This is a genomic window from Paenibacillus marchantiae (assembly GCF_028771845.1).
Classification (GTDB): Bacteria; Bacillota; Bacilli; order Paenibacillales; family Paenibacillaceae; genus Paenibacillus; species Paenibacillus marchantiae.
Genome location: NZ_CP118270.1, coordinates 2,990,943 through 3,010,365, shown reverse-complemented (window position 1 = coordinate 3,010,365; position 19,423 = coordinate 2,990,943). Strand labels below are relative to the sequence as shown.

Annotated in this window: 23 protein-coding genes; 2 read left to right on the top strand and 21 right to left on the bottom strand. The window is 47.0% G+C overall.

Annotation, left to right across the window (positions count from 1 at the left end):
- Positions 1-88: 88 nt before the first annotated feature.
- The 4 genes from PTQ21_RS13950 to PTQ21_RS13935 all read right to left on the bottom strand — a co-directional run bounded on the left by PTQ21_RS13950 (position 89) and on the right by PTQ21_RS13935 (position 2,647).
- Positions 89-511 carry a GNAT family N-acetyltransferase gene (locus PTQ21_RS13950; RefSeq protein ID WP_338020317.1) on the bottom strand — a complete coding sequence of 141 codons (423 nt, stop codon included), beginning with the start codon at positions 509-511 and terminating at the stop codon, positions 89-91.
- A 165-nt stretch (positions 512-676) separates the two neighbouring features.
- Positions 677-1,045, bottom strand: a complete 369-nt coding sequence (locus PTQ21_RS13945; RefSeq protein WP_269055038.1) for a YybH family protein — start codon at positions 1,043-1,045, stop codon at positions 677-679.
- A gap of 44 nt (positions 1,046-1,089) precedes the next feature.
- Positions 1,090-1,584 carry an 8-oxo-dGTP diphosphatase gene (locus PTQ21_RS13940; protein WP_269055037.1) on the bottom strand — a complete coding sequence of 165 codons (495 nt, stop codon included), beginning with the start codon at positions 1,582-1,584 and terminating at the stop codon, positions 1,090-1,092.
- Between the two features lie 277 nt (positions 1,585-1,861).
- Entirely contained in the window at positions 1,862-2,647 is a 786-nt protein-coding gene (locus PTQ21_RS13935) for a DUF3891 family protein (protein WP_072734062.1), read from the bottom strand.
- A 193-nt stretch (positions 2,648-2,840) separates the two neighbouring features.
- Between PTQ21_RS13935 and coaA the strand changes: the two genes are divergently transcribed.
- Positions 2,841-3,770: a type I pantothenate kinase gene (gene coaA, locus PTQ21_RS13930; protein ID WP_063564168.1), complete on the top strand. Its 930-nt coding sequence runs from the start codon at positions 2,841-2,843 to the stop codon at positions 3,768-3,770.
- A 58-nt stretch (positions 3,771-3,828) separates the two neighbouring features.
- Positions 3,829-4,191 (top strand): DUF423 domain-containing protein, encoded by a 363-nt coding sequence (locus PTQ21_RS13925; protein WP_072734064.1) that lies wholly within the window; start codon positions 3,829-3,831, stop codon positions 4,189-4,191.
- A 70-nt stretch (positions 4,192-4,261) separates the two neighbouring features.
- Here the strand turns inward: PTQ21_RS13925 and PTQ21_RS13920 are convergent, their stop codons facing one another.
- The 17 genes from PTQ21_RS13920 to PTQ21_RS13840 form a co-directional block, all read right to left on the bottom strand.
- Entirely contained in the window at positions 4,262-4,813 is a 552-nt protein-coding gene (locus PTQ21_RS13920) for a histidine phosphatase family protein (RefSeq protein ID WP_090954414.1), read from the bottom strand.
- A gap of 32 nt (positions 4,814-4,845) precedes the next feature.
- On the bottom strand, positions 4,846-5,670 hold the full coding sequence (gene murI / locus PTQ21_RS13915; protein WP_090808593.1) for a glutamate racemase: 825 nt from the start codon (positions 5,668-5,670) through the stop codon (positions 4,846-4,848).
- Positions 5,671-5,915: 245 nt separating this feature from the next.
- On the bottom strand, positions 5,916-6,302 hold the full coding sequence (locus PTQ21_RS13910) for a hypothetical protein (RefSeq protein WP_274570267.1): 387 nt from the start codon (positions 6,300-6,302) through the stop codon (positions 5,916-5,918).
- Positions 6,303-6,529: 227 nt separating this feature from the next.
- Positions 6,530-7,198, bottom strand: coding sequence for a GNAT family N-acetyltransferase (locus PTQ21_RS13905; RefSeq protein WP_274570266.1), 669 nt, complete (start codon positions 7,196-7,198; stop codon positions 6,530-6,532).
- A gap of 260 nt (positions 7,199-7,458) precedes the next feature.
- Complete coding sequence (locus PTQ21_RS13900; RefSeq protein WP_072734069.1) at positions 7,459-8,343, bottom strand: serine/threonine-protein kinase; 885 nt, start codon at positions 8,341-8,343, stop codon at positions 7,459-7,461.
- Positions 8,340-8,921, bottom strand: coding sequence for a GNAT family N-acetyltransferase (locus PTQ21_RS13895; RefSeq protein WP_274570264.1), 582 nt, complete (start codon positions 8,919-8,921; stop codon positions 8,340-8,342). Before PTQ21_RS13895 ends, PTQ21_RS13900 begins: the two co-directional genes overlap by 4 nt.
- Positions 8,918-9,499 (bottom strand): DJ-1/PfpI family protein, encoded by a 582-nt coding sequence (locus PTQ21_RS13890; protein ID WP_072734070.1) that lies wholly within the window; start codon positions 9,497-9,499, stop codon positions 8,918-8,920. Before PTQ21_RS13890 ends, PTQ21_RS13895 begins: the two co-directional genes overlap by 4 nt.
- Before the next feature lie 51 nt (positions 9,500-9,550).
- A complete protein-coding gene (locus tag PTQ21_RS13885) occupies positions 9,551-10,471 on the bottom strand; it encodes an SDR family oxidoreductase (RefSeq protein WP_274570263.1) in 921 nt (306 codons plus the stop codon).
- A gap of 51 nt (positions 10,472-10,522) precedes the next feature.
- Positions 10,523-11,857, bottom strand: a complete 1,335-nt coding sequence (locus PTQ21_RS13880; RefSeq protein ID WP_274570261.1) for a F390 synthetase-related protein — start codon at positions 11,855-11,857, stop codon at positions 10,523-10,525.
- Positions 11,854-12,714, bottom strand: coding sequence for an MBL fold metallo-hydrolase (locus PTQ21_RS13875; RefSeq protein ID WP_274570260.1), 861 nt, complete (start codon positions 12,712-12,714; stop codon positions 11,854-11,856). Before PTQ21_RS13875 ends, PTQ21_RS13880 begins: the two co-directional genes overlap by 4 nt.
- Positions 12,708-13,703, bottom strand: a complete 996-nt coding sequence (locus PTQ21_RS13870; protein ID WP_063564158.1) for an NAD-dependent epimerase/dehydratase family protein — start codon at positions 13,701-13,703, stop codon at positions 12,708-12,710. Before PTQ21_RS13870 ends, PTQ21_RS13875 begins: the two co-directional genes overlap by 7 nt.
- Positions 13,700-14,995, bottom strand: a complete 1,296-nt coding sequence (locus tag PTQ21_RS13865) for an ATP-grasp domain-containing protein (RefSeq protein ID WP_274570259.1) — start codon at positions 14,993-14,995, stop codon at positions 13,700-13,702. The genes PTQ21_RS13870 and PTQ21_RS13865 overlap by 4 nt, the downstream gene beginning before the upstream one ends.
- The gene (locus PTQ21_RS13860; protein WP_064639553.1) at positions 14,985-15,986 is read right to left on the bottom strand and encodes a beta-ketoacyl-ACP synthase III; all 1,002 of its coding nucleotides are present in this window, start codon (positions 15,984-15,986) and stop codon (positions 14,985-14,987) included. The genes PTQ21_RS13865 and PTQ21_RS13860 overlap by 11 nt, the downstream gene beginning before the upstream one ends.
- A gap of 256 nt (positions 15,987-16,242) precedes the next feature.
- On the bottom strand, positions 16,243-17,124 hold the full coding sequence (locus PTQ21_RS13855) for a TIGR01777 family oxidoreductase (protein WP_063564156.1): 882 nt from the start codon (positions 17,122-17,124) through the stop codon (positions 16,243-16,245).
- Between the two features lie 82 nt (positions 17,125-17,206).
- Complete coding sequence (locus PTQ21_RS13850; RefSeq protein ID WP_170867853.1) at positions 17,207-17,665, bottom strand: hypothetical protein; 459 nt, start codon at positions 17,663-17,665, stop codon at positions 17,207-17,209.
- Between the two features lie 218 nt (positions 17,666-17,883).
- Positions 17,884-18,615: a YdcF family protein gene (locus PTQ21_RS13845; RefSeq protein ID WP_274570258.1), complete on the bottom strand. Its 732-nt coding sequence runs from the start codon at positions 18,613-18,615 to the stop codon at positions 17,884-17,886.
- A gap of 52 nt (positions 18,616-18,667) precedes the next feature.
- On the bottom strand, positions 18,668-19,219 hold the full coding sequence (locus tag PTQ21_RS13840) for a nucleotidyltransferase family protein (protein ID WP_338020316.1): 552 nt from the start codon (positions 19,217-19,219) through the stop codon (positions 18,668-18,670).
- Positions 19,220-19,423 lie beyond the last annotated feature (204 nt).

Sequence of the window (19,423 nt, the reverse complement as noted above, 5' to 3'; positions counted from 1 at the left end):
TGAATTCATATTTTTCTCTTTTTATAACTTCGGGTTACTCCGGAACGATTTTTATACTTTATTTCAACCATCTAGTTCACCAAATCTATTAGCTATTTACCGCTCCAGCCTGATTTTGATAATGACGAATCACCATGCCAGATGTTTTTTGCATGCCCTGTTTCTCATAGAACTCCTGGAGTTCGTTATCGCACAGAAGATCAATCATATAGAGATCACCTAGACGATTAAACATACGCTTGATGAGATCTGTTCCGATCCCTTTACCCTGATACTCCGGAAGCACTTCCAGTAAGGGAATATATGCGCTAAGAACTCCATCTGAAATCGCTTGAATAAAGCCCACCACATTTCCGGTTTCTTCATCAATAGCCAGTTCGACAGCATAGGATTGTTCCAGCAACTTCAGAAATGTAGGCGTAGATGGAGGGTTTGGCCAACCTTCGAAAAAAGCCCCGCTAAGTTGGGCGATTCCTATTCCCTCCAGCGATTCACGAAATGTAATATCCATAATAGCAAGTCCTCTCCTTTTAAAAAGTAAACTTCATTATATCATAATATCTGGATATAAATATATAGAATTGGCGATAAAATAAGAGACATGCTTCAAATAGAAGCCTTAATTATTAGCTTTATTCATGTAGACTGTTATAACAACAACGTTCTATTCCTCACGTTATACACCCGTACTTAAATGTTCGTGGATTAATTTCCATTCTCCGTTGATGCCTGCAACAAAAACATTGGTAGCCCGACCTTTTCCAGCAGCCGGCTCCCCTTGATACATTCCTTTCCAGTGATACGTATAAATACAGACCGCCTGTTCTTGCCCAGTCGTAATCCACGTGACATCTTCTGCACGATATACCTCATCCTTGACTGTCTCCCAAGCGTTTTCAAAATAAGCCCGAATTTCGTTAAGGGTAGTACAAGACGTTCCCGTAAACCAATATACGGCAGCCGGTGATAACCATTTGCTTACCTCATCAAACTCATGTGTATTGGTTGCTGCAATGTATCCTTCCAGTGCATGCTGGTATCCCATAAATGCTTCCTCCTCCTGAGCGTTTTGAATTATTTAACTTCACTCTATTCAAGAACCGAATCACTATACACCATAAACGTCTCTTTCAGTGTACGTCCGGTTGATTTCTCCCAGATCACACTCCGCTCAAACGTACCTGCTTGAAAAAATCGCGGGAAACGTTCTGCAAACCAATCCTGCATGGGCAGCTCAAGCGCCTGTCCTAGAGACACCCACAACAGTTCGCCTTCCGGCGGCTCGTTCAATAGCTCTCCCTCATAAGAAGTAGCCACGTAGTTGAAGACCATATAACGCAATCCTTGCTCCGGATCACAAAATTCATCAAGACCTTTGTATGTAATCTCTTTCACAATAAGTCCTGTTTCCTCTTTAACTTCTCGCACGGCACCATCCACAATACTTTCTGGAAAATCAACTTTCCCTCCAGGAGCAATGTATCCCGGAAATCCTTTTTGGTTCGGACGATTCATTAATAGCACCTGATCATTCCGTTTGTCCCATACCATACACATCGTTAAAATCTCAGTTCTAGTGTCCATGTTTATCCTCCCAGTTGCCTTATACAAAACCTAATCCCTTGCAATTCATACATAGAATTAAGCTTATATACTTCGTTGTACTCTAACACTTCTGGTACATAGATAGATTCTCCTGCTTCAATCTCTATTCAGGATCCCTCTTCACTTTCCTGATTATCTGCAAATTCAATTTCGATATAAACGCATACGAAAGACGGACACCGGAAATTTCGGAGGCCCGCCTCTTTATGATGTATGCAATGTTTCGTTTTTGAACCGAATATCGAATAGGCGATACTCAGCTCATGCCTGTAATTAACACCCGGCGCTCTTTCCACTCGGCACGGCGATAAGCCTGCAGCAGACCAAATTTGCGGATACTTGCTTTCGGTACCGATTTGTAAGGCATAACGACTGTAAAGTCCTCATCAAACGGCACAAAAGACAATCCGACTTTCTCATTGGAAAGCCACTCGGCCTGAATGGGCTGCCTTGAACAGGCATCGAAGGTAGAGCCCAGTCCATCAGCGAAAAAATCATAACGTGCAGCAGGTGTTCCGGGTTCCTCCATACAGAGAAAAAGGCTGAGCTGATCACAAAATAGCATAATTTCTAAATCATGTTTCAGCCTAAGCTTCAACGCTTCACCAGCACCAAGCTGCTGTTCCCAACGTAACTGATGCTCCCGTTCATCGTTTAGATACTCCCTGATATCTTCATCATCATTGGCGTTAGCACCCAGGTTTTTTTGAAACAAATCTGTATACATCATGCTGCACAACAACCCGGCGTACAGGTTTTTCTCCCGAACCTCTTCAATACCTTTACGGTAAAATACAAATCGTGGACGTAGCGGAAAATCACGAAACGAATACGGTATCTGACTATAATCATTCCAGAATGGAGCAGAATCCAGTTCAATCCATCCCCGATCATGCTCTTTTGCGGCAAAAATCAGATCTTCTCGATGCGCTTCATCAGTTAATAATTCCGTTTTCCAATGGGAAGCCATTTCTCCGGCTACTAATCCATGCTCATGCTGTGCGGTCAAAACAAAATCATGCTCTCTCTCATATACGATCATTTGCTGTCACCCTCCCGCATGGTATACGTTGACTTTAACATAATTTGGTTTACAATTTCCTATAAGTTGCTTTTCATTCAACTTTCAGGGAATATACTAAGGGACCATCAATGTAAAGGTGTTGTCAGTTCCCTGAAATTTGGTACACTAATGATTGTGCCAACATAACATTACATACAGAAAGCGGGATCTCATGAATTTATACTCTCCTTACACCGAGTTTAACCGCAAGGAATGGGCTGACTTGAAGAAATATCAGACCACTCTTCCACTAACGACAGCGGAATTGGAACAGCTAAAGGGATTAAATGAAGAGGTATCCATTCAAGAAGTTGAGGATATTTATCTACCTCTTACCCACTTTATTGACTTATATGCAGGAGCTTCACGAGAGCTGAATCGCTTAACGGCATCTTTTTTAAAAAAAGAAGCACATCACGCTCCCTACATTATCGGTATTGGGGGCAGTGTTGCCGTGGGCAAAAGTACAACTGCCCGCCTGCTTCAGGCTATGCTGGCCAGAGGCAAAGGAAATCCAAAGGTGGATCTGGTCACTACGGATGGTTTCCTGTATCCCAATGCCGTGTTGCAAGAAAAAGGCATCATGAACCGAAAGGGATTCCCGGAAAGTTATGATATCAAGTCACTGATTCAGTTCATGGGTGATGTCAAATCGGGCAAACCCGAAGTGATGGCTCCCGTATACTCCCATCTTGCCTACGACGTCATTGCAGGTGAAGAGAATGCCATATGTCAGCCGGATATCCTCATTATTGAAGGAATTAACGTGCTCCAGGTCAAAAAGGAAACCCCACTGTTGGTCAGTGATTTTTTTGACTTCTCCATCTATATCGATGCAGAAGAGGAGCATATCCGCCACTGGTACATTGAGCGTTTCAAGCTGCTACGCAATACAGCTTTTCAGAATGAGAATTCCTTCTTCCACAGCCGTTTTGCCAATCTGGAAGAAGATGAGGCTGTTCTTACGGCAAGTCAGATCTGGAAAGATATCAATGCCAAAAATCTGCACGAAAACATCCTGCCAACCAAAGGACGAGCCAGACTGATTCTGAAAAAGGAAGCGGACCATTCGATTCAGCGCATCCAATTGCGTAAGCTGTAAGCATCATAATGAGCAGAAACATTCTGCTTAATACTCATTAAAAAGGAGACAAGACTACATGCAGACCTTGATTGTACTTGGAAGTATCATGATGTTTCTTGCTGTTGCCCTTGGAGCATTCGGTGCACATGCGCTCAAACGCAGATTGTCTGCTGACATGATCAAAATATACGAGACTGGCGTTCAGTATCACCTTGTTCACGGACTCGGAATCATCCTTCTCGGACTGTTCGCTGATCGACTGGAGCAGCCTTCTCTTGTGTTGCTGGCTGGATGGCTGCTATTCGCCGGCATCCTCTTGTTCTCGGGCAGTCTGTATGTCCTAAGCGTAACTGGCGTTCGAAAACTGGGGGCGATCACACCCCTTGGCGGAGTAGCATTTTTGGTCGGTTGGGTAATGTTATTAGTCGCCGCTTTGTAAAACCAACATCGTAAACTGAAAAGAGTGTTCTAGCCGATCTCAAAAAATCGCTGGAGCACTCTCTTTATGTTTAACTTCGCCATATACGGCGAATGCTGTGTGTGACTTTATCTCCCTGCTGTTTTTCCAGGACATATACATCAGGATTAGATAGATTTTTCCACTCCTCGAATCCAAAGGATTCATCATGGCTGCGAATGAGCAGAGATAACAGATTACCGTGTGTAATCACAGCCCCGCTATGCTCAGGCCGGCTCCACAGCTCGTCCAGCACCTCAAGGCCCCTGGCTGTCGCGAAACGAGAAGATTCACCACCTTCTTCCGTCCAGTCTTCGTCCGTGTATGTACGTTCAAGCACATCCATCCAGTTATCCAGATGAAGGGTACTAAGCACCCTTTCTTGAAGACGTTCATCCGTATGTATATGTTGCAGGACGGTTTTGCCCAGTGGGGCAGCGGTTTGAAGTGCTCTTTTCCACGGACTCGACACAATGTATTGGATTGGGTGCTCCGCCAACATCTCAGCAAGTTCTTCTGCCTGACGAAGTCCTTCATCCGTAAGCTCGGCATCCAGTTCTTGCCCTGTAGCTTTGGCATGACGAATGAGATAAATAGACTGCATCGCCCTTCAACTCCTGTTGATTCAAATTACATTCAATGCTTCTCCAGATATTTGAGTGCAATTCGCATGTTCTCCCGGTCTTCCGAACGGCCAGATGAACTAAGAAAAGTAACCTTTTCCTCTGTCCACACACCCTTTTGATCTGCCAACCCAAGAAGCTGCTTCAAGCGGTTAACTGTTCCCGTACTGCCATCAATAATCTGAATATGATCTGGTAGAACCGTACGAAGAATCGATGTGTAAAACGGGTAATGCGTGCAGCCAAGCACAACTGTACCGTATAAGTTCAGATCAAGATCAGCCAGTTTAAGGCGGAAATACGCCGCAATCTTCTGTGGATCAAAGTCCAACTGCTCACACCACTCCACAAGTTCAGGTAATGGAATGGAATCGACACTGTGGTGATCATCCACACGGGATACCAATTCATGATATTTCGTTTGACTCAAAGTCAGGGCTGTAGCAAATACAAGCACTCTTTTGCCGCTTCTTCGATTCATTTCCACAGCTGGTTTCACAGCAGGCTCCATCCCGATAACGGGGATATCATACTTGGCACGTAAATCCTTCACGGTCAGACTGGTCGCTGTATTGCAGGCAATCACAATCGCTTGCACATTTTCCTGAACAATAGCCTCCACACAATTGAAGATATGTCCTCTAACCTCATCGGCGGACTTGGTCCCATAAGGAACATGCAATGTATCGGCATAATACAGAAACGCTTCTTCAGGGAATTGATGCAAAGCTTTATGCAAGACGGTTAAACCACCGATTCCCGAGTCAAAAAATGCAATTTTCTTCTTCAAGGGTTTCACCTCTATAACGTATTCTTTCAGGTTCCTGGAACCTCTCATTCCTGCTCATGATGACTGGGAGGTGAGTTATGTTATTCCGGATCATCACAGACGTTAACGTTTGACGACCTGCGGTGATCGTTTCGGTTACGGATCGTTCTTTCGATCGCTGTTGTCTCCAAATTTTCTTGAAATATTTTATAAATGTCCAAATTTGGAGACAAAGGCGAACGCTACCGCTTCTTCAGAATCGATTCCGTTCCCTCCACTACCTTCGCTGTAAGTCATGCACTAATGAAGAGCCATTATTCTAACTTCATTTTATACTGTCTGAGCCAGTCTTTGCCACTTTGCCAGCGTTCCACGGGGTTACGCTCTCCGAGCAGTTCAGTACTAGCCTGAGCCATAAGCCATTCCTTAAGGCCATCATTCGAACTGGACTCCAGCTGCTGAATCAGGACGTTCAGTCCCTCTTCACCCGTATCCAGAATCTGAGCATACGCCTCTGTATTAGCAGCAATATAATCACCTGGATTACTGCTGGTCAGAATCTCAGGTTCGTTCACGATTTGCTGAAGATTGCTATCAATTTTCCAGCTCACGTCATGACTTTCCACCTGATTCGAGCATGCTACCAACATCCATGCTGCACACAGCATCACCGTGCCGCTTGCAATACGTTTGCGAATCATGGAATCACTCCTGTCCCTGCTCAAACTTATGAACGGCACTCTCAATAAACTCGACAAAGCTATGATCATAATTATACTCATCCCGATAGATACGGATATGCGCTACAATGACTTATTGCAGGTTCTTTTGTACAAAATTCCTAATCATTGCTGCAACAACAACTTTTGATCCAGAGTTTCAACCCAGCGGATTGATACCCTTCATTTAACACAAATGATTGCATCTTTTATGACGAGGTCGTGATGCTGAAATCCACACCAAACTGGATTAGTCCCAACTTCCGGGCAACAGTCTGCGAAGCTATATTATCCCATGATGTACTATAGATTGGAATGCGCCCGCTCTCTTTAACATGATACTTCCAGCACTTTACAGCTTCTGCTGCATAACCCTGTCCTCTGAAATTAGGCGCCGTATACAGACTAGCCTCAGCACCCTGTTGGGATACACGGGCTGAACAACATACAGCAACAGCCGAATTCTGCATAACATAAGCGGCAATGGGCATTTTCTCTTGCAGTTGTTCTATTAAATCAGGAAAATGCTCTTCCAGCAAAAAAGCACCATGACTCTCTATAAGCTGAACATTTGGATGCCATTCATCGAACTTCTCGGGAAATGTATAAGCCGGGCCCATCCATGCACTCTTCACTGGCTTAAACGTCTCCACTCTCCGAATCAGCTTCGCAATATCGAGCGGAAGCTTAGCATCACAGCCTAGCTCCTCAATCAGAGTGAACGGCAACTGCTCATGATAGTAGGAACATTGCCCGACAGAAGTTATTCCAATAAATAAGGCTGGAGCCTGCCCACCATCCGGCTCGTTAATACTTAACAGACGCTTCTGATTGTCCATCGTATACAATGTATTTGCCTGAATTTTCATCATATCCATGGGTGAAAGATTTAATATGGGATTCATAATTACGGAATGAACCTCCGCAATAATGGTTGGCCTACACTTCTTATTCCAGCGTCATGCTGCTTCAGAAAATCAGTTATTAATCCTGATATCGTATATTTGCACATTGGCTATACCCCCTCATTAATTTCCATTATACGGTATATCCCGTGCAGATACGAATCCAATGTGCACAATTGCGTATGAGAAATATATTAGATAATTTTAAGATCTAAACAAGGATTCAATATCGCTTATTGATCCTGCAGCACGGCTTTTTTCCATGCTTCACCTAATTCAGCAACCGACGCATAGCGACTCGCTCGCTCAGGGTCTATCGCACGAATAACCACCTGGTACAACGCTTCTCCCGCATCCCATCTGGCATATGAACGATCCAACTCTCCACCCAGCAGGGAGAAAGCCATCGCTCCCATGTTGAACACATTCGTGACTCCATCCATTGGTGCACCCAACTCAAATTCCTCAGGAGACATAAACCGGGATGATCCCCACATCCGTCCCATCGTATTCGTGAAAGAGCCCTTTCGATACAAATCAATATCACATATTTTCATCGATTGTTTGTCAAAATCATAGATCAGACTGCCATCGTAAAAATCAACAGCCACATACCCTCTCCGTTGCACTTCGATGTGAAAATCCAAAATCTGCTTCATCGCCTGAATACGCGTCTTTACCGGAAGCTGTCTGAATCGATAATAGGGGGAACGAGGGTCCTCATACTTGGCTGGTGGTGGAAAATCCCAATGGGAATGCAGACATTCTCCTTCCACCCAATCGAATACACAGACGTAGCCATGTTCCGTTGCAAAATGGTCTTTTAAATGAATCAATGTGTCATGTGCCAAATCTTCGTATATGGAAACGGATGATTTCAAATAATGAATCGCTTCGGCAGGTGTACTTAAACTGTTCGCATGTATCGTGCATGCTCCAGCATATTTCACGAATATCCGCTTTCCGTCCAGACCCAGAATACCAAAGGACAAATTGCCAGAATCCTGCTGATCAAACACACGGAATACAGTACCCAGGCGCGCGATCCACTCGAATGAATGAGGTTCTTTTAACTCAAAAGAAATGCCGTCAAGTTCAAGCTGAACCGTGTCCGTCATAAGTCACCACCTTCTTCAACATGCTCATCGCTCACATTCAAACGCTCAGCATAAAAGTACGTCATATGCGCTTCATCGTAACCCTTTCCCTGAACGACCAGTGCATTGCGCTCAATGCCATAGGTTTCAAATCCATGCTGCTCATACAATCGCCTTGCTGACCCGTTTGTGGTAACCACACTGAGATTGATTTGCTCTATGCCTTCCAATTCCCTGCCCCGATCCAACACTTCGCGGAGCAATCGGGAAGCAAGTCCACATCCACGATAAGACGGTGAGACATAAACTCCCCAGATGTATCCTTTGTGCCTCAGCTTTAGTCCCTGTTCTCTTTTGAACCCCATTGTCCCTGTGAGGATGCCTTCTTCTGTATATGCACCCAGAATGTAATTATCGGGTTCGGTATGTATACGTTCCTGCACTTCACTCATGGGAAGCTGAATGGACATTTCAAATGAAACCCCGAAGGCTTCCGGATGATTTTTCAGTGCTTCCAGCCGCAAAGGCCAATATTTCTCTGCCTCATCTCTGCGTATATTGCGAAGGATGAACACGTTCTCCTTCTGACCTTCATTCATTCTTCAACCACTCCCTGCATGTCATAAGGATAATCGATTTGTAGCTTTACATTCGCTGCGGCTTCCTGGCCTGCAAGCAAACCTACAACATAGACCCCAAGATCAATGGACGTCGCTACCCCTCCGGCCGTAATCACATTTCCGTCTTTCACAATCCGAGTTTGAATCACCTCAGCAACATATGGCTCAAGCAATTCATAGACATTGGGATGCGTTGTTGCTTTTTTACCCGTTAAAAACCCCGCCGCCCCCATCAGCAGAGAGCCTGTGCACACGGATACCTTCAGTGGAACATTCTCAGCTTGTCTCAGCCAGCCGACAAAAGCCTCATCGAATCGAAGCTTACGGGTTCCCATGCCACCAGGAACAAAAATGAGATCATATTCCGCCAAATTGGGCTTCACCCGGTCCACCTTCAACGTTAAACCCGATTCGTCCGTAACCTGATCTGTCATCGCACATGTTTCCCACGTCGTGCCTTTGGTTTGTTCAAAGAAATTCAACCGATTGATCACATCATAAAATCCTGCAAAATCAAGGAAAGTCAAACCATCAAACAAAACAAAAGCGATTTTCATATGAAAGCCCTCCAGTGTTTTTTATTTCGTGATTGAGTTTCGTAGCTGATTCTATTTCAATCCACGCGCAATAATCCACTCCAGCCATTTCCAGGGAAGCAGCAGCTTGCCGATGATAAGCAAACGCGAGCCTTTGCCCAGCGCATAACGAAGTCTTGGTGCACGCATCCGTGCAATGCGAGCAATCAGATCGGCCACTTCCTGCGGATCAGGTGCAGTCTCTCCAGCATTCTGGGAATAACGAAGAACCGCGTCCAGCTTATCTTTATAGGGAGAATGGTCGCTCCTGTGAATTTCGCCCAAGCCTTTACTCCATATGGGTGTACGATAAGCACCCGGCTCTACCAGCACAACCCGGATGCCGAACGAGGACATCTCATGACGCAAACTTTCCGTGAAACCTTCCACTGCGAATTTGGATGCAGCATACGGCGCATAACCTGGAAAACCGGACAATCCACTGACGCTGGACAAGTTGATGATCAATCCCTGCTTTTGCTCACGCATGACAGGCAGGACCGCACGTGTAACGGCAATCAAGCCAAACAGATTCGTTTCCATTTGCCGACGCCAATCATCCATGGATACTTCTTCAATAAATCCGCCAAGCGCAAATCCTGCATTGTTCACCAGCATATCGATCCGCCCATTGTTTTGAAGTACCGTCTGAACAGCCTCCTGTACCGAATCACCATCCGTTACATCCAGGCGAATAACCTGTAACCGATCCGAAATGCCCGCCTGCTCCGCCAACCTTGCCAATTCCACATTCCGACTCAAATCTCGCATCGTTGCCACAACACGATATCCTTGTTTAGCCAGCGTAACCGCCGTAAGCATGCCGAACCCACTCGATGTACCCGTGATTAACGCCACAGGGGCGTTTCGGTTGAACTCTTTCGATTTCCCCACGGTTAAACCTGTTTCGCCCTGTATATGATCATCCTCTGTCTGTATCTTCTGTTCTGTCATCTGCTTCACCTCTTCCCTCGATGGATTTAGTCGATTTATCACGTTACCTTATCATCCAAACGCTTCACTACAAGTGTGCTGTCTCTCCACTCGGCGCAGCTTCGTTATTCCCGGTTCAAACGTATAAGGAACGAATATGATCTCGGGTATGGTGCATTCCAGCCGCTCTCCCAGCTTCGTCAGCTCCCGCTTCACACAAAATTCCACCTGCTGCATCCCTTCTCCTCCTCCGAGCCGAAGCGATACTTCCAACATCCCGCTACCTCGCTGTACGACGCGATAATGCTCAATAACTGGAGAGGCTGCAATCACCGCACGCGTAACAAAATCCGGGAATACAGGTACGGCTTCGCCCGTTTGTCGATGTGGAAAATAAAGCGTGTCATCACAGCGGCCTTCGATCCGCTCAATGGCAGTGAATGGAGACCCACAGGCACAAGGAACCGCTGCCTCGGTCAAAATGTCGTTCAGTCGATACCGGATAATCGGCTGTGAGGTTCTGGAGAAATCCGTGATTACAGGCACGAACCTCCGGGTCGTGGGGTCAATGAACTCTTTTTCAATATGAACGATATCTTCATTCAAATGCAACGTACCGAAGCCACAGGTTGCGCCCAGAAATCCTTCAGTACACTGGTAAACCTGATGAATGGTTTGCTCAAAAACACTCTCCAGCACCTTGCGATCCAGGGGGTCCAGCACTTCAGCAACCGAAATGATTTTGTCCGGTACAGTGGTCAATGTGCCTGACGTATAAGCCTCAGCCAACATTCTCAGCATGGAGGGCGGCGCTACCCATACGGTGGGTCGGTATGTTTCCATACGTTCAACCAAGGTATCGACACGCTCCAGCAGATCAAAATATTGAAATTGCAGCTTACCCCGCTGCACCGATTCATACAGATTACTGTTGGCCCGGAGGAAAAAGGCGATCTTGGCAGGCTTCCACAGTCCGCCAGGCAGGAGCTTGGCCAACACAGTCCCTGTCCACGCATCCTGCTCACGATCACTCACCAGAAACAACCCCCGGTTGCCCGATGTGCCTGAGGACAAGCCTACCGTCACGCCCTGAACGGATGGCTTGAAATCACGCGTTTCCTCACTTTCCCCGGCGAGAGCCATCGCTTCGCCCTTGGAAATGCCCACCGTGTTGAGCCGATCGAAATGCTGCATCATGATTGTTTTGTCGATCAGAGGAAAGCTTCTCCAGTTGGATGCATCCACATTACCCCACCACTCCCGGTAAAAAGGCGACTTTTCACGAACCCGTTCAACATGCCGAATGATCTGGCGTTCCTGCCAGCGTTCAAGCTGCGCTCGTGTTTTCCATTTTCTCAATCCCCGTGCAAGTGCATAATGGTAGACAATACGCAGTGTACTGCTCATATGTGCTCACCCTCTGTACCCCAAGCATTCAGCGCTTCACGGCAATGACTGGGCACAATCCGAAGCGCTGGAAACTGCTGATGCAACTGAACGAGTCTGTCAAAATTCCTTCGATACGCCTGACGATCCGACATAATGATTCCAGCGAGGGCGTGAGGTCTGCGTTGCTCCTGAAAAGCACGACTCGACCACACTGCGTCTGCACACAGAAAATAGTCATGTGACTCCGTAGTGAGCAAAATCCCCATCATGCCTTCCGCATGACCCGATACGTCAACACCCAGCAGACTGCCATCACCGAAAATATCGTATACCTCGGGAAAAGGAAAATCCTCACCCGCTCTCACCCATCTCTCCGGCTGCTTCGTAACAAGTATTGATCGGGCATTAAAGTCCTCTGGCAGCAGGCCGGACAGAAAGCCTGCCTTTACAGCCGCAATGGGTCCAAGTGAACGCACCGCGTCATAGGCTCTTGGCAGATAGATCAATTGCGCCTGTGGAAAATCTCGCACACCTGCGATATGATCCCCATGAAAGTGTGAGAGGATGATGTACCGAATATCCGAAGCTTCCAGTCCTAAACGAGCCAGAAAATGTACCGCACTGTCTTCTTCACGATAGACCACAGGTGTAATATGACGATACAGCGCGTTTGGCAAGCAGGCGGTTTCCTTGAAAAAACGGGAGCTATATCCCGTGTCCAGCAGAATCGGACCATGTACAGGATGAATGATGCACGCAAAGCCTGCCGGGAAGGCCACCGGACGCAAACTTCCACCACGCAGCGTCAGAAACTCCGGATGTGTGCAATAACCCGCTGCTCCAAGATGAAGCTTTACAGAAGTTGTTGTCAGCATGATTCAGCCCTCCACCAGTCTGCAAATTGTTGTAACCCCTCATCAATGGTCAACCGAGGCACATACCCCAGCTTCTCACGGGCATCCGAAATATCCAGCGTCTGTGGAATCGATAACGAACCAACCGTATACCGCGTCAATTGAGGTTCACCTAACGCAGGAATCAAGCGGTGTACACGTTCCAGCACTGCGGCTGCTCCGTATGCTGCTCGGTAGGGAATATTTCGACGGTGTAAAGACATTTCCAGCTTTCCAAACAACGTGCTCACCAAATCCTGAAACGGTCTCGGATCTCCATTGGAAATATTGTAGGCACGACCCAGCACTTCTGTCTTAGCATCCCTGCATAACAAAAGCGCATCCACCACGTTATCCACACAAGTCAGGTCAATGAGTGCCTGTCCGCCTCCGATCATAGGTACACCCGATTTGGCATTTGCTGCAACGATTCTGGGAAAAAGGGTCTGGTCATATGGACCAAAAATAGCTCTCGGACGAATCATGATCGATGGAAGTCCATTAGCATGAGCCTGCAAAACCACTTGCTCAGCGAGCCGCTTGGTGGCTGCGTAATGATTAGCTGGTTTGGATGGCAAAGGGTCATTCTCATGTATGGCATATCGCGGACTGTAGTTAAAATATAAGCTCGGCGTTGATACATGAATGAAGCGCTGTACGCCACCTTTCATACAACGGTCCACCAAATGCTGTGTCCCCTCCACATTACTGCTGTAAAAATCCCGATATTTGCCCCACGGCGACGATAACGCCGCACAGTGAAACACAACATCCTGACCCGAACAGACCTCATTCACCGCCGCCTGATCCCGTATATCTCCGTTATAAAATCGAATGCCTGCTGCCTCAAGCTGTGCACCGTGCTTTGGCTGGCGTCCCATACCCGTAACTTCCCAGCCTTGCTCTGCAAGCCGTATCGCCAGATGCCTGCCCAGACATCCGGTTGCTCCTGTAACCAATGCTCTATTCATCGTTGTTCACCGTTCCATTCTATGTCGTGAGTCAAAGCTTCAGTCAGCGAGAACTTATGTTTCCTTGCAAGCCGCCAGGCGGAGAGTACAATTGCAAATTGCTCAAACAAAGGTTTCATATCGTATCTCAGATACACCACATCCCTCGTTCCCCGCCAGGCTGTCATCCATGTCCGCAGGCTGCCTTTCCCCCAGAGTTGCTGCAATCCACTTCCCAACATCGGAAGCATCAACATCGCTTTGCTTCCTTGCTTGGGGATGATCACCTTTGCTGCTTTCACCAGCTCTTCAGGTGCAATTAAAGCACGTACCAAGCCATCACCAGGGTGAAACAAATGGATGCCACTGGTCGCCCTCGGATTACACTCAATGGCATACACTTGTCCGTCCTCTGTTTCGATAAAATCAAACCCAATCTGCCCGCTAAACCCTGTCGCCTGTACAAATTGCCTTACCCACTCGTAAATTCCTTCATGCTCCACATGTTCAAAAAAAACACTCGCCCCTACGCTGCCCGTTCGATAGCGACTGTCGTAGGTTGTATATGCAACGATTTTCCCTTCATAAGCTACGCTGTATGTACATAACATTTGCCCGGCAACATAAGCCTGTGCAACCCAAGGGGAAGCCGAAGATATTTCCGTGTCACCAGGAGGATCATTCTGTAAACGGTGCTGCTTCATTTTACCTTCGTATATCTTCTGATCAGGTGCGCCTCTATCAAAGTCTGCTGTGGAGGATATCGGCATACGAACTCTGGCAGCAAAGCGGGAGTATACGGGCTTCGATACCCATTCCCCTTCTATATCCAGATCAGCCTGCGCTTCCATCCATTCCTGCCGACTGTTGATCAGACGGGTATCCGGCACCGAAAGGCCAAACGACTCTGCAAGCTGAATAAAGCGATATTTATGATGCAATTCATGCAGCTGCTCTATAGGCGAAACAAGTACACGGCAGTGATTACGCAGTCGATCTGTCCCTTGGGCAATATAAAAAACTTCTTCACACATCGGAATCAACAAGTCGATCTGCCAGGTTTGAACCAGACTCTCCATCTCTAACAAGTAATCCTCTGTTTCATGACGTGGAGATGGAACCATGAAACACTGCTCCACCGCACTGGTCAATCTGCACAAATGACGCACCACGCTCTCCGCGACGTAAACCCGGTGACCCGCACGATGAAGCATACGCGCCAGATCGAGCGTTACCGGAGCCCGCCCGCCTGTGAGCAGCACATTTAAGGATTCTGATGTTTGATGTCCATTCTTCGTGAATCTAGTAGTCAAAAATAAGTCCTCCCAGTGATAATCCGGCGGCTGTTCCGATCATTAGCACCCGATCTCCCCTCTGAATGCGCTGCTGCTTGATCGCTTCATGCAACCCCATCGGAATGGAAGCGGCAATGGTATTGCCGTGATTTCGTGTAATGTCCATAAAACGGTCCTCTTCGATTCCTAGCTTCTTGCGGATCAGCCTCATCGCCATGGCACTTCCCTGATGCGGAATTACCAATTGGAAATCCTTCATCTGATTACCGGTTGCTTGCAACATATCGTCAATAAATGCTGGCAGCAACCTGGAAGCCATACGGAAGATGGCCTGTCCATCCATATGAAAAAGATAGGGGTCCGGCTGCTCTGCCACATAATTCGAGGCATGCAGACGAGTACCCCCACCGGCAATTTCCGAAAACCGCGCGCCGCGGCTGTACGTTTTCAGCGAGGCATGCACAATCTGCGAAGACTCTCCTTCAGCAGAGCGTTCAATAATGACAGCAGCAGCTCCATCACCGAACAGGGCAGCACTCTCCTTGTTCGACCAATTTAACCCCTTTGAGGCGATCTCCGTAGCTACAAGCAGCACCCTTTTATAACGCCCGGCATCCACCATATAGGAGATAACATCCAACCCGTTTAGGAAACTTAAACAGGTCGCATCCATGTCAAAAGCCGGTACACCTGAATCCTGCTGTCCCATCGCCTGCTGAATGAATACCGCCGTACTGGGTAAAGGTTGTTCCTTCGTACCGCTCGTACACACCAGACAGTCTATATCTGCGAACGTCAATCCCGCATCAACAAGTGCGGCTTCGGCAGCCCTCGCTCCCATGAAGGAAGAGGTCTCTGCACCAGAAGCGTAATGACGCACACCTACACCTGTTGCTTTGCTGACCCAGCCCGCAGGCACCTGCAAACGGCGATCCAACTCCTCGTCGGTTACTTCCTGTTCAGGCAAATACTTGCCTGTTCCAACAATTCTCACTCTTCTAAGCTGCATATGACCTACCTCTTTCTCTTCTTCTGACTGAATATAAGTTCAACTAATAAATATGTACACTAACACTCCAATGACAGAACAACCTTGTTATCGCAGTTATCGTGTAAATGTTTAGTCGAACATATCTAAATGAAAATTACACTTCACCCCGCCTGGCTAAACGCCATGACGAAGTGCAGAAAATACAGCAGAAGGGCAGATATCTCTGCCCCTCCCGTTGTGTTATTTTTTTATTCAGTCATGTTGATTCATTTCCTTACTTCAAAATCTCGGCCAGTGCAAGATCGAGCGTATCATACTTGAATGTAAATCCTTCTCTTTCCAGCCTCTCGGGAATAACCCAGCGACTTTTGAGAACCAGCTCTGTTTCGGTCCGGATGAATCGTGCCCCCAGTTCCAGCATCCAGCGAGGTGAAGGAAGTCCAATACGAACTCCCATCTGCCGCCGCAGACTCTCCATAAGCTGGCGGTTCGTGACAGGATGGGGAGAGGATGCATTAAATACACCCTCCAATTGCGGATGCTGCTGAACATAGATCACCATGCGGAACAAATCTTCTATATGAATCCAGCTAAACTGCTGGGTTCCAGGTCCTTGTGATCCACCCAGCCCAAAGCGGACCAGATTGGTGAGTGGCTCCATGACGCCGCCTTCTCCCAGCACAATGGCAATCCGTAATGCAATCTGACGTGTAGACGGCAGACTGAATTCAAAAAAAGCCTTTTCCCACGCCTTGGCGACATCCACCGAGAATCCGGAGCCAATCTCGCCCTCTTTCTCCGTCATGGGACGATCTTCTGCATGTCTGTATATGGTGGCCGTGCTCGAATTAATCCATAATTCAGGAGGGTTGCTACAAGCCAGAACAGACTCGCCCAAAATGCGGGTTGTGCGTGTTCTGGATTCCAAAATGACTTTGCGGTTCTCGTCCGTGTAACGGCAGTTTACGGATTTTCCGGCCAGGTTAATCAGCAATTCTGCACCTTCAAGTGCCTCTATGATTCCAGCCTGGTTCTCCCAGGCAATATGACCGGGCTGACGTGAGATGATGAGCACCTCATAACCAAGCTCCTTGAATCTTTGGGCAAAATCCTGACCAACAAACCCTGTTCCACCCGCCAACACAACCTTTTTCACGGTATCCCCTCATTTCCCCATACTGGGTAAAGCAACTACGCTATATATGGACTAACACTGTCTGCGACGGTTTTGTTTGATTTTAATTTATGCCCAAGGCTGCGTATAAACGATTGCGTTCTTCAATCGCCCATGCGTTCGCTGAGTTTTGCTCCAACTGATACATAAGCTCATCATGGAAATCATGAATCATGAACCCTTCAGGCAAATTCCCCAGCATGGCTGTAAAATTGTATTCAGGCAGTTTTCTTTGTCCTTTACCGATCTGCTTCAACCATTCCATCCATTCGACAAGCGTCAGCACTTCTACCTGCCATAGTTCGGCCTGTAATCCAAGTGCATCCTGAAACTGCTCATAAGCAGATAGCTCGGAGAAGGGACGACAAGCTTGCACAGCCAATTCATACAACTCGATTACTGCGCGCCGCACCTCATGCTCAAGCTCGATTTCCAACCCTTCCATGAAGTCCTGAACTTGAATTGACAGCCCGTCATCATATAGTAATGGTGCGTGTGCCAACAAACGCACAATCTCTTCCATGTCATGCGCTGAAACTTTCTTTTGCTCATAGAGAGCAGGTAACATATATGCTGTAATGATCCTTCACTCCTACATCGTTCTTCTATTAATGACGTATATTATATCATGATTTGGCGGGTTATCCTTGAATCACTTTAACGTTAACAAAAAAGGCAACCTTACTCTTTCAGGAGAGCATAGGTTGCCTTTCGTGTTGCTATTAGAAAAGTAAACAGCATCTAGATAAACGCTTTAACCGCTGCAAAATACTCCCGGATCATATTGATCGGTTTCAGATAACCCGGTGAAGGAGCTGAAATGCCGTATTCGGCAGCGTAACCGTTCTTGGCGGCCAAATACTTGGATCTGAACATATGGTAATCACTTGTAACAATCATGATCTTGGGATGATCCAGCCCGGATGCATCAATGATTTTTTTGGAAAAAGCCATATTCTCCTGGGTGCTCGTCGATCGATCTTCCATAATGACTTGTGTGGGGCTGATCCCCTGATCAACAAGGTAGTTTTTCATGGCGAGTGCTTCCGGAATCGATTCTCCCGGCCCCTGCCCGCCGGATACAATCACTGGCGTCTGAGGATGACTGCGGATATAGTCCAAACTGGCATCCAGCCTTTGTTTCAAGGTCAATGACAATTCAGTTCCCTTGATGCCCGAGCCGAGAATAATGACATAGTCCGCTTCTTCAGGATCATTCGCGTTAAGCTGAGTAAACACAAGTGCTTCGATAATTACAAATGAAACCGCAGCGATCCCGAAGCCAGTAAGCAGAATGCGTTTCAGCAGGATATGCTTTTGATAATCAATCCGCCTCAACACGATAAAAGCTATAGTGATCATGCCAAAAAACTTCACTGCGAAGTTCCAGCCCCAGAAAACAAGGAAGAACACAAAACATGCAATGAAAATAAGATCAAGGATTAGGCCTTTTTCTCGTATAAACTTTTTCATAAATCCAGTAACACTCCTTCTCGGGCCTTCACTTCCGTCATATGCCCTTGATTCAGGATTTTATGATCGTGAGCTTGGGCCACTGTTGTTGCCAGCATTTCTTCTCTACACGATGATTATAGTAGTCTGCATCCGAGAAAAACGGACTTTGGCGTACGATTAACGCATACAGATCCTCCAGCCCATGCGGGGCACAGATACGCACCTGACCTTGTTCATCTAACCGCACACCTATGGCTGTGACGATTTCTGGCCAATACCGAAGGGCATCTTCTGTGGATTGATAGGGCTTGTTTCCATTACGCAGATGCATCCTCGCCTGATTTTTCACCGACCATATGGAATTGCCTGTCTGCTCGCGAAGCCCTTGTTCCAGCAGCAGGTCCCGCTCCTCACGCATATCTTCCGTATCGTAGTAAACAACATCAATATCGCTGTGAAGTTCGCGAAGAGGATAGCCATGAAGCACATCCCAGATATAATTGCGAATATACCCCGCACCTATGTAACACTGAGGCAGATCCAGACTGCGAATCCGCCGCAGGTCGTGCATTAATTGTTCATGCTCCGTAATCGCCTGGATCAACTTTTCCTTATGCAACATATAACGTCTCTCCCCGTCACTCTGTCCATTTCATTATAGAGCTATCATTGCTCGCTTTTACATTACCGACACGCTGCTCCTTCCAATATATCATGTTTGAGTACCTGCGATAAAATAAACAAATCCCCTCAGCCAGTCATCCTAGGCTCATCTGAACAGATGTTCCTTAAGATCATTTACCCTGAGGGGATCAATTGAAGAAGA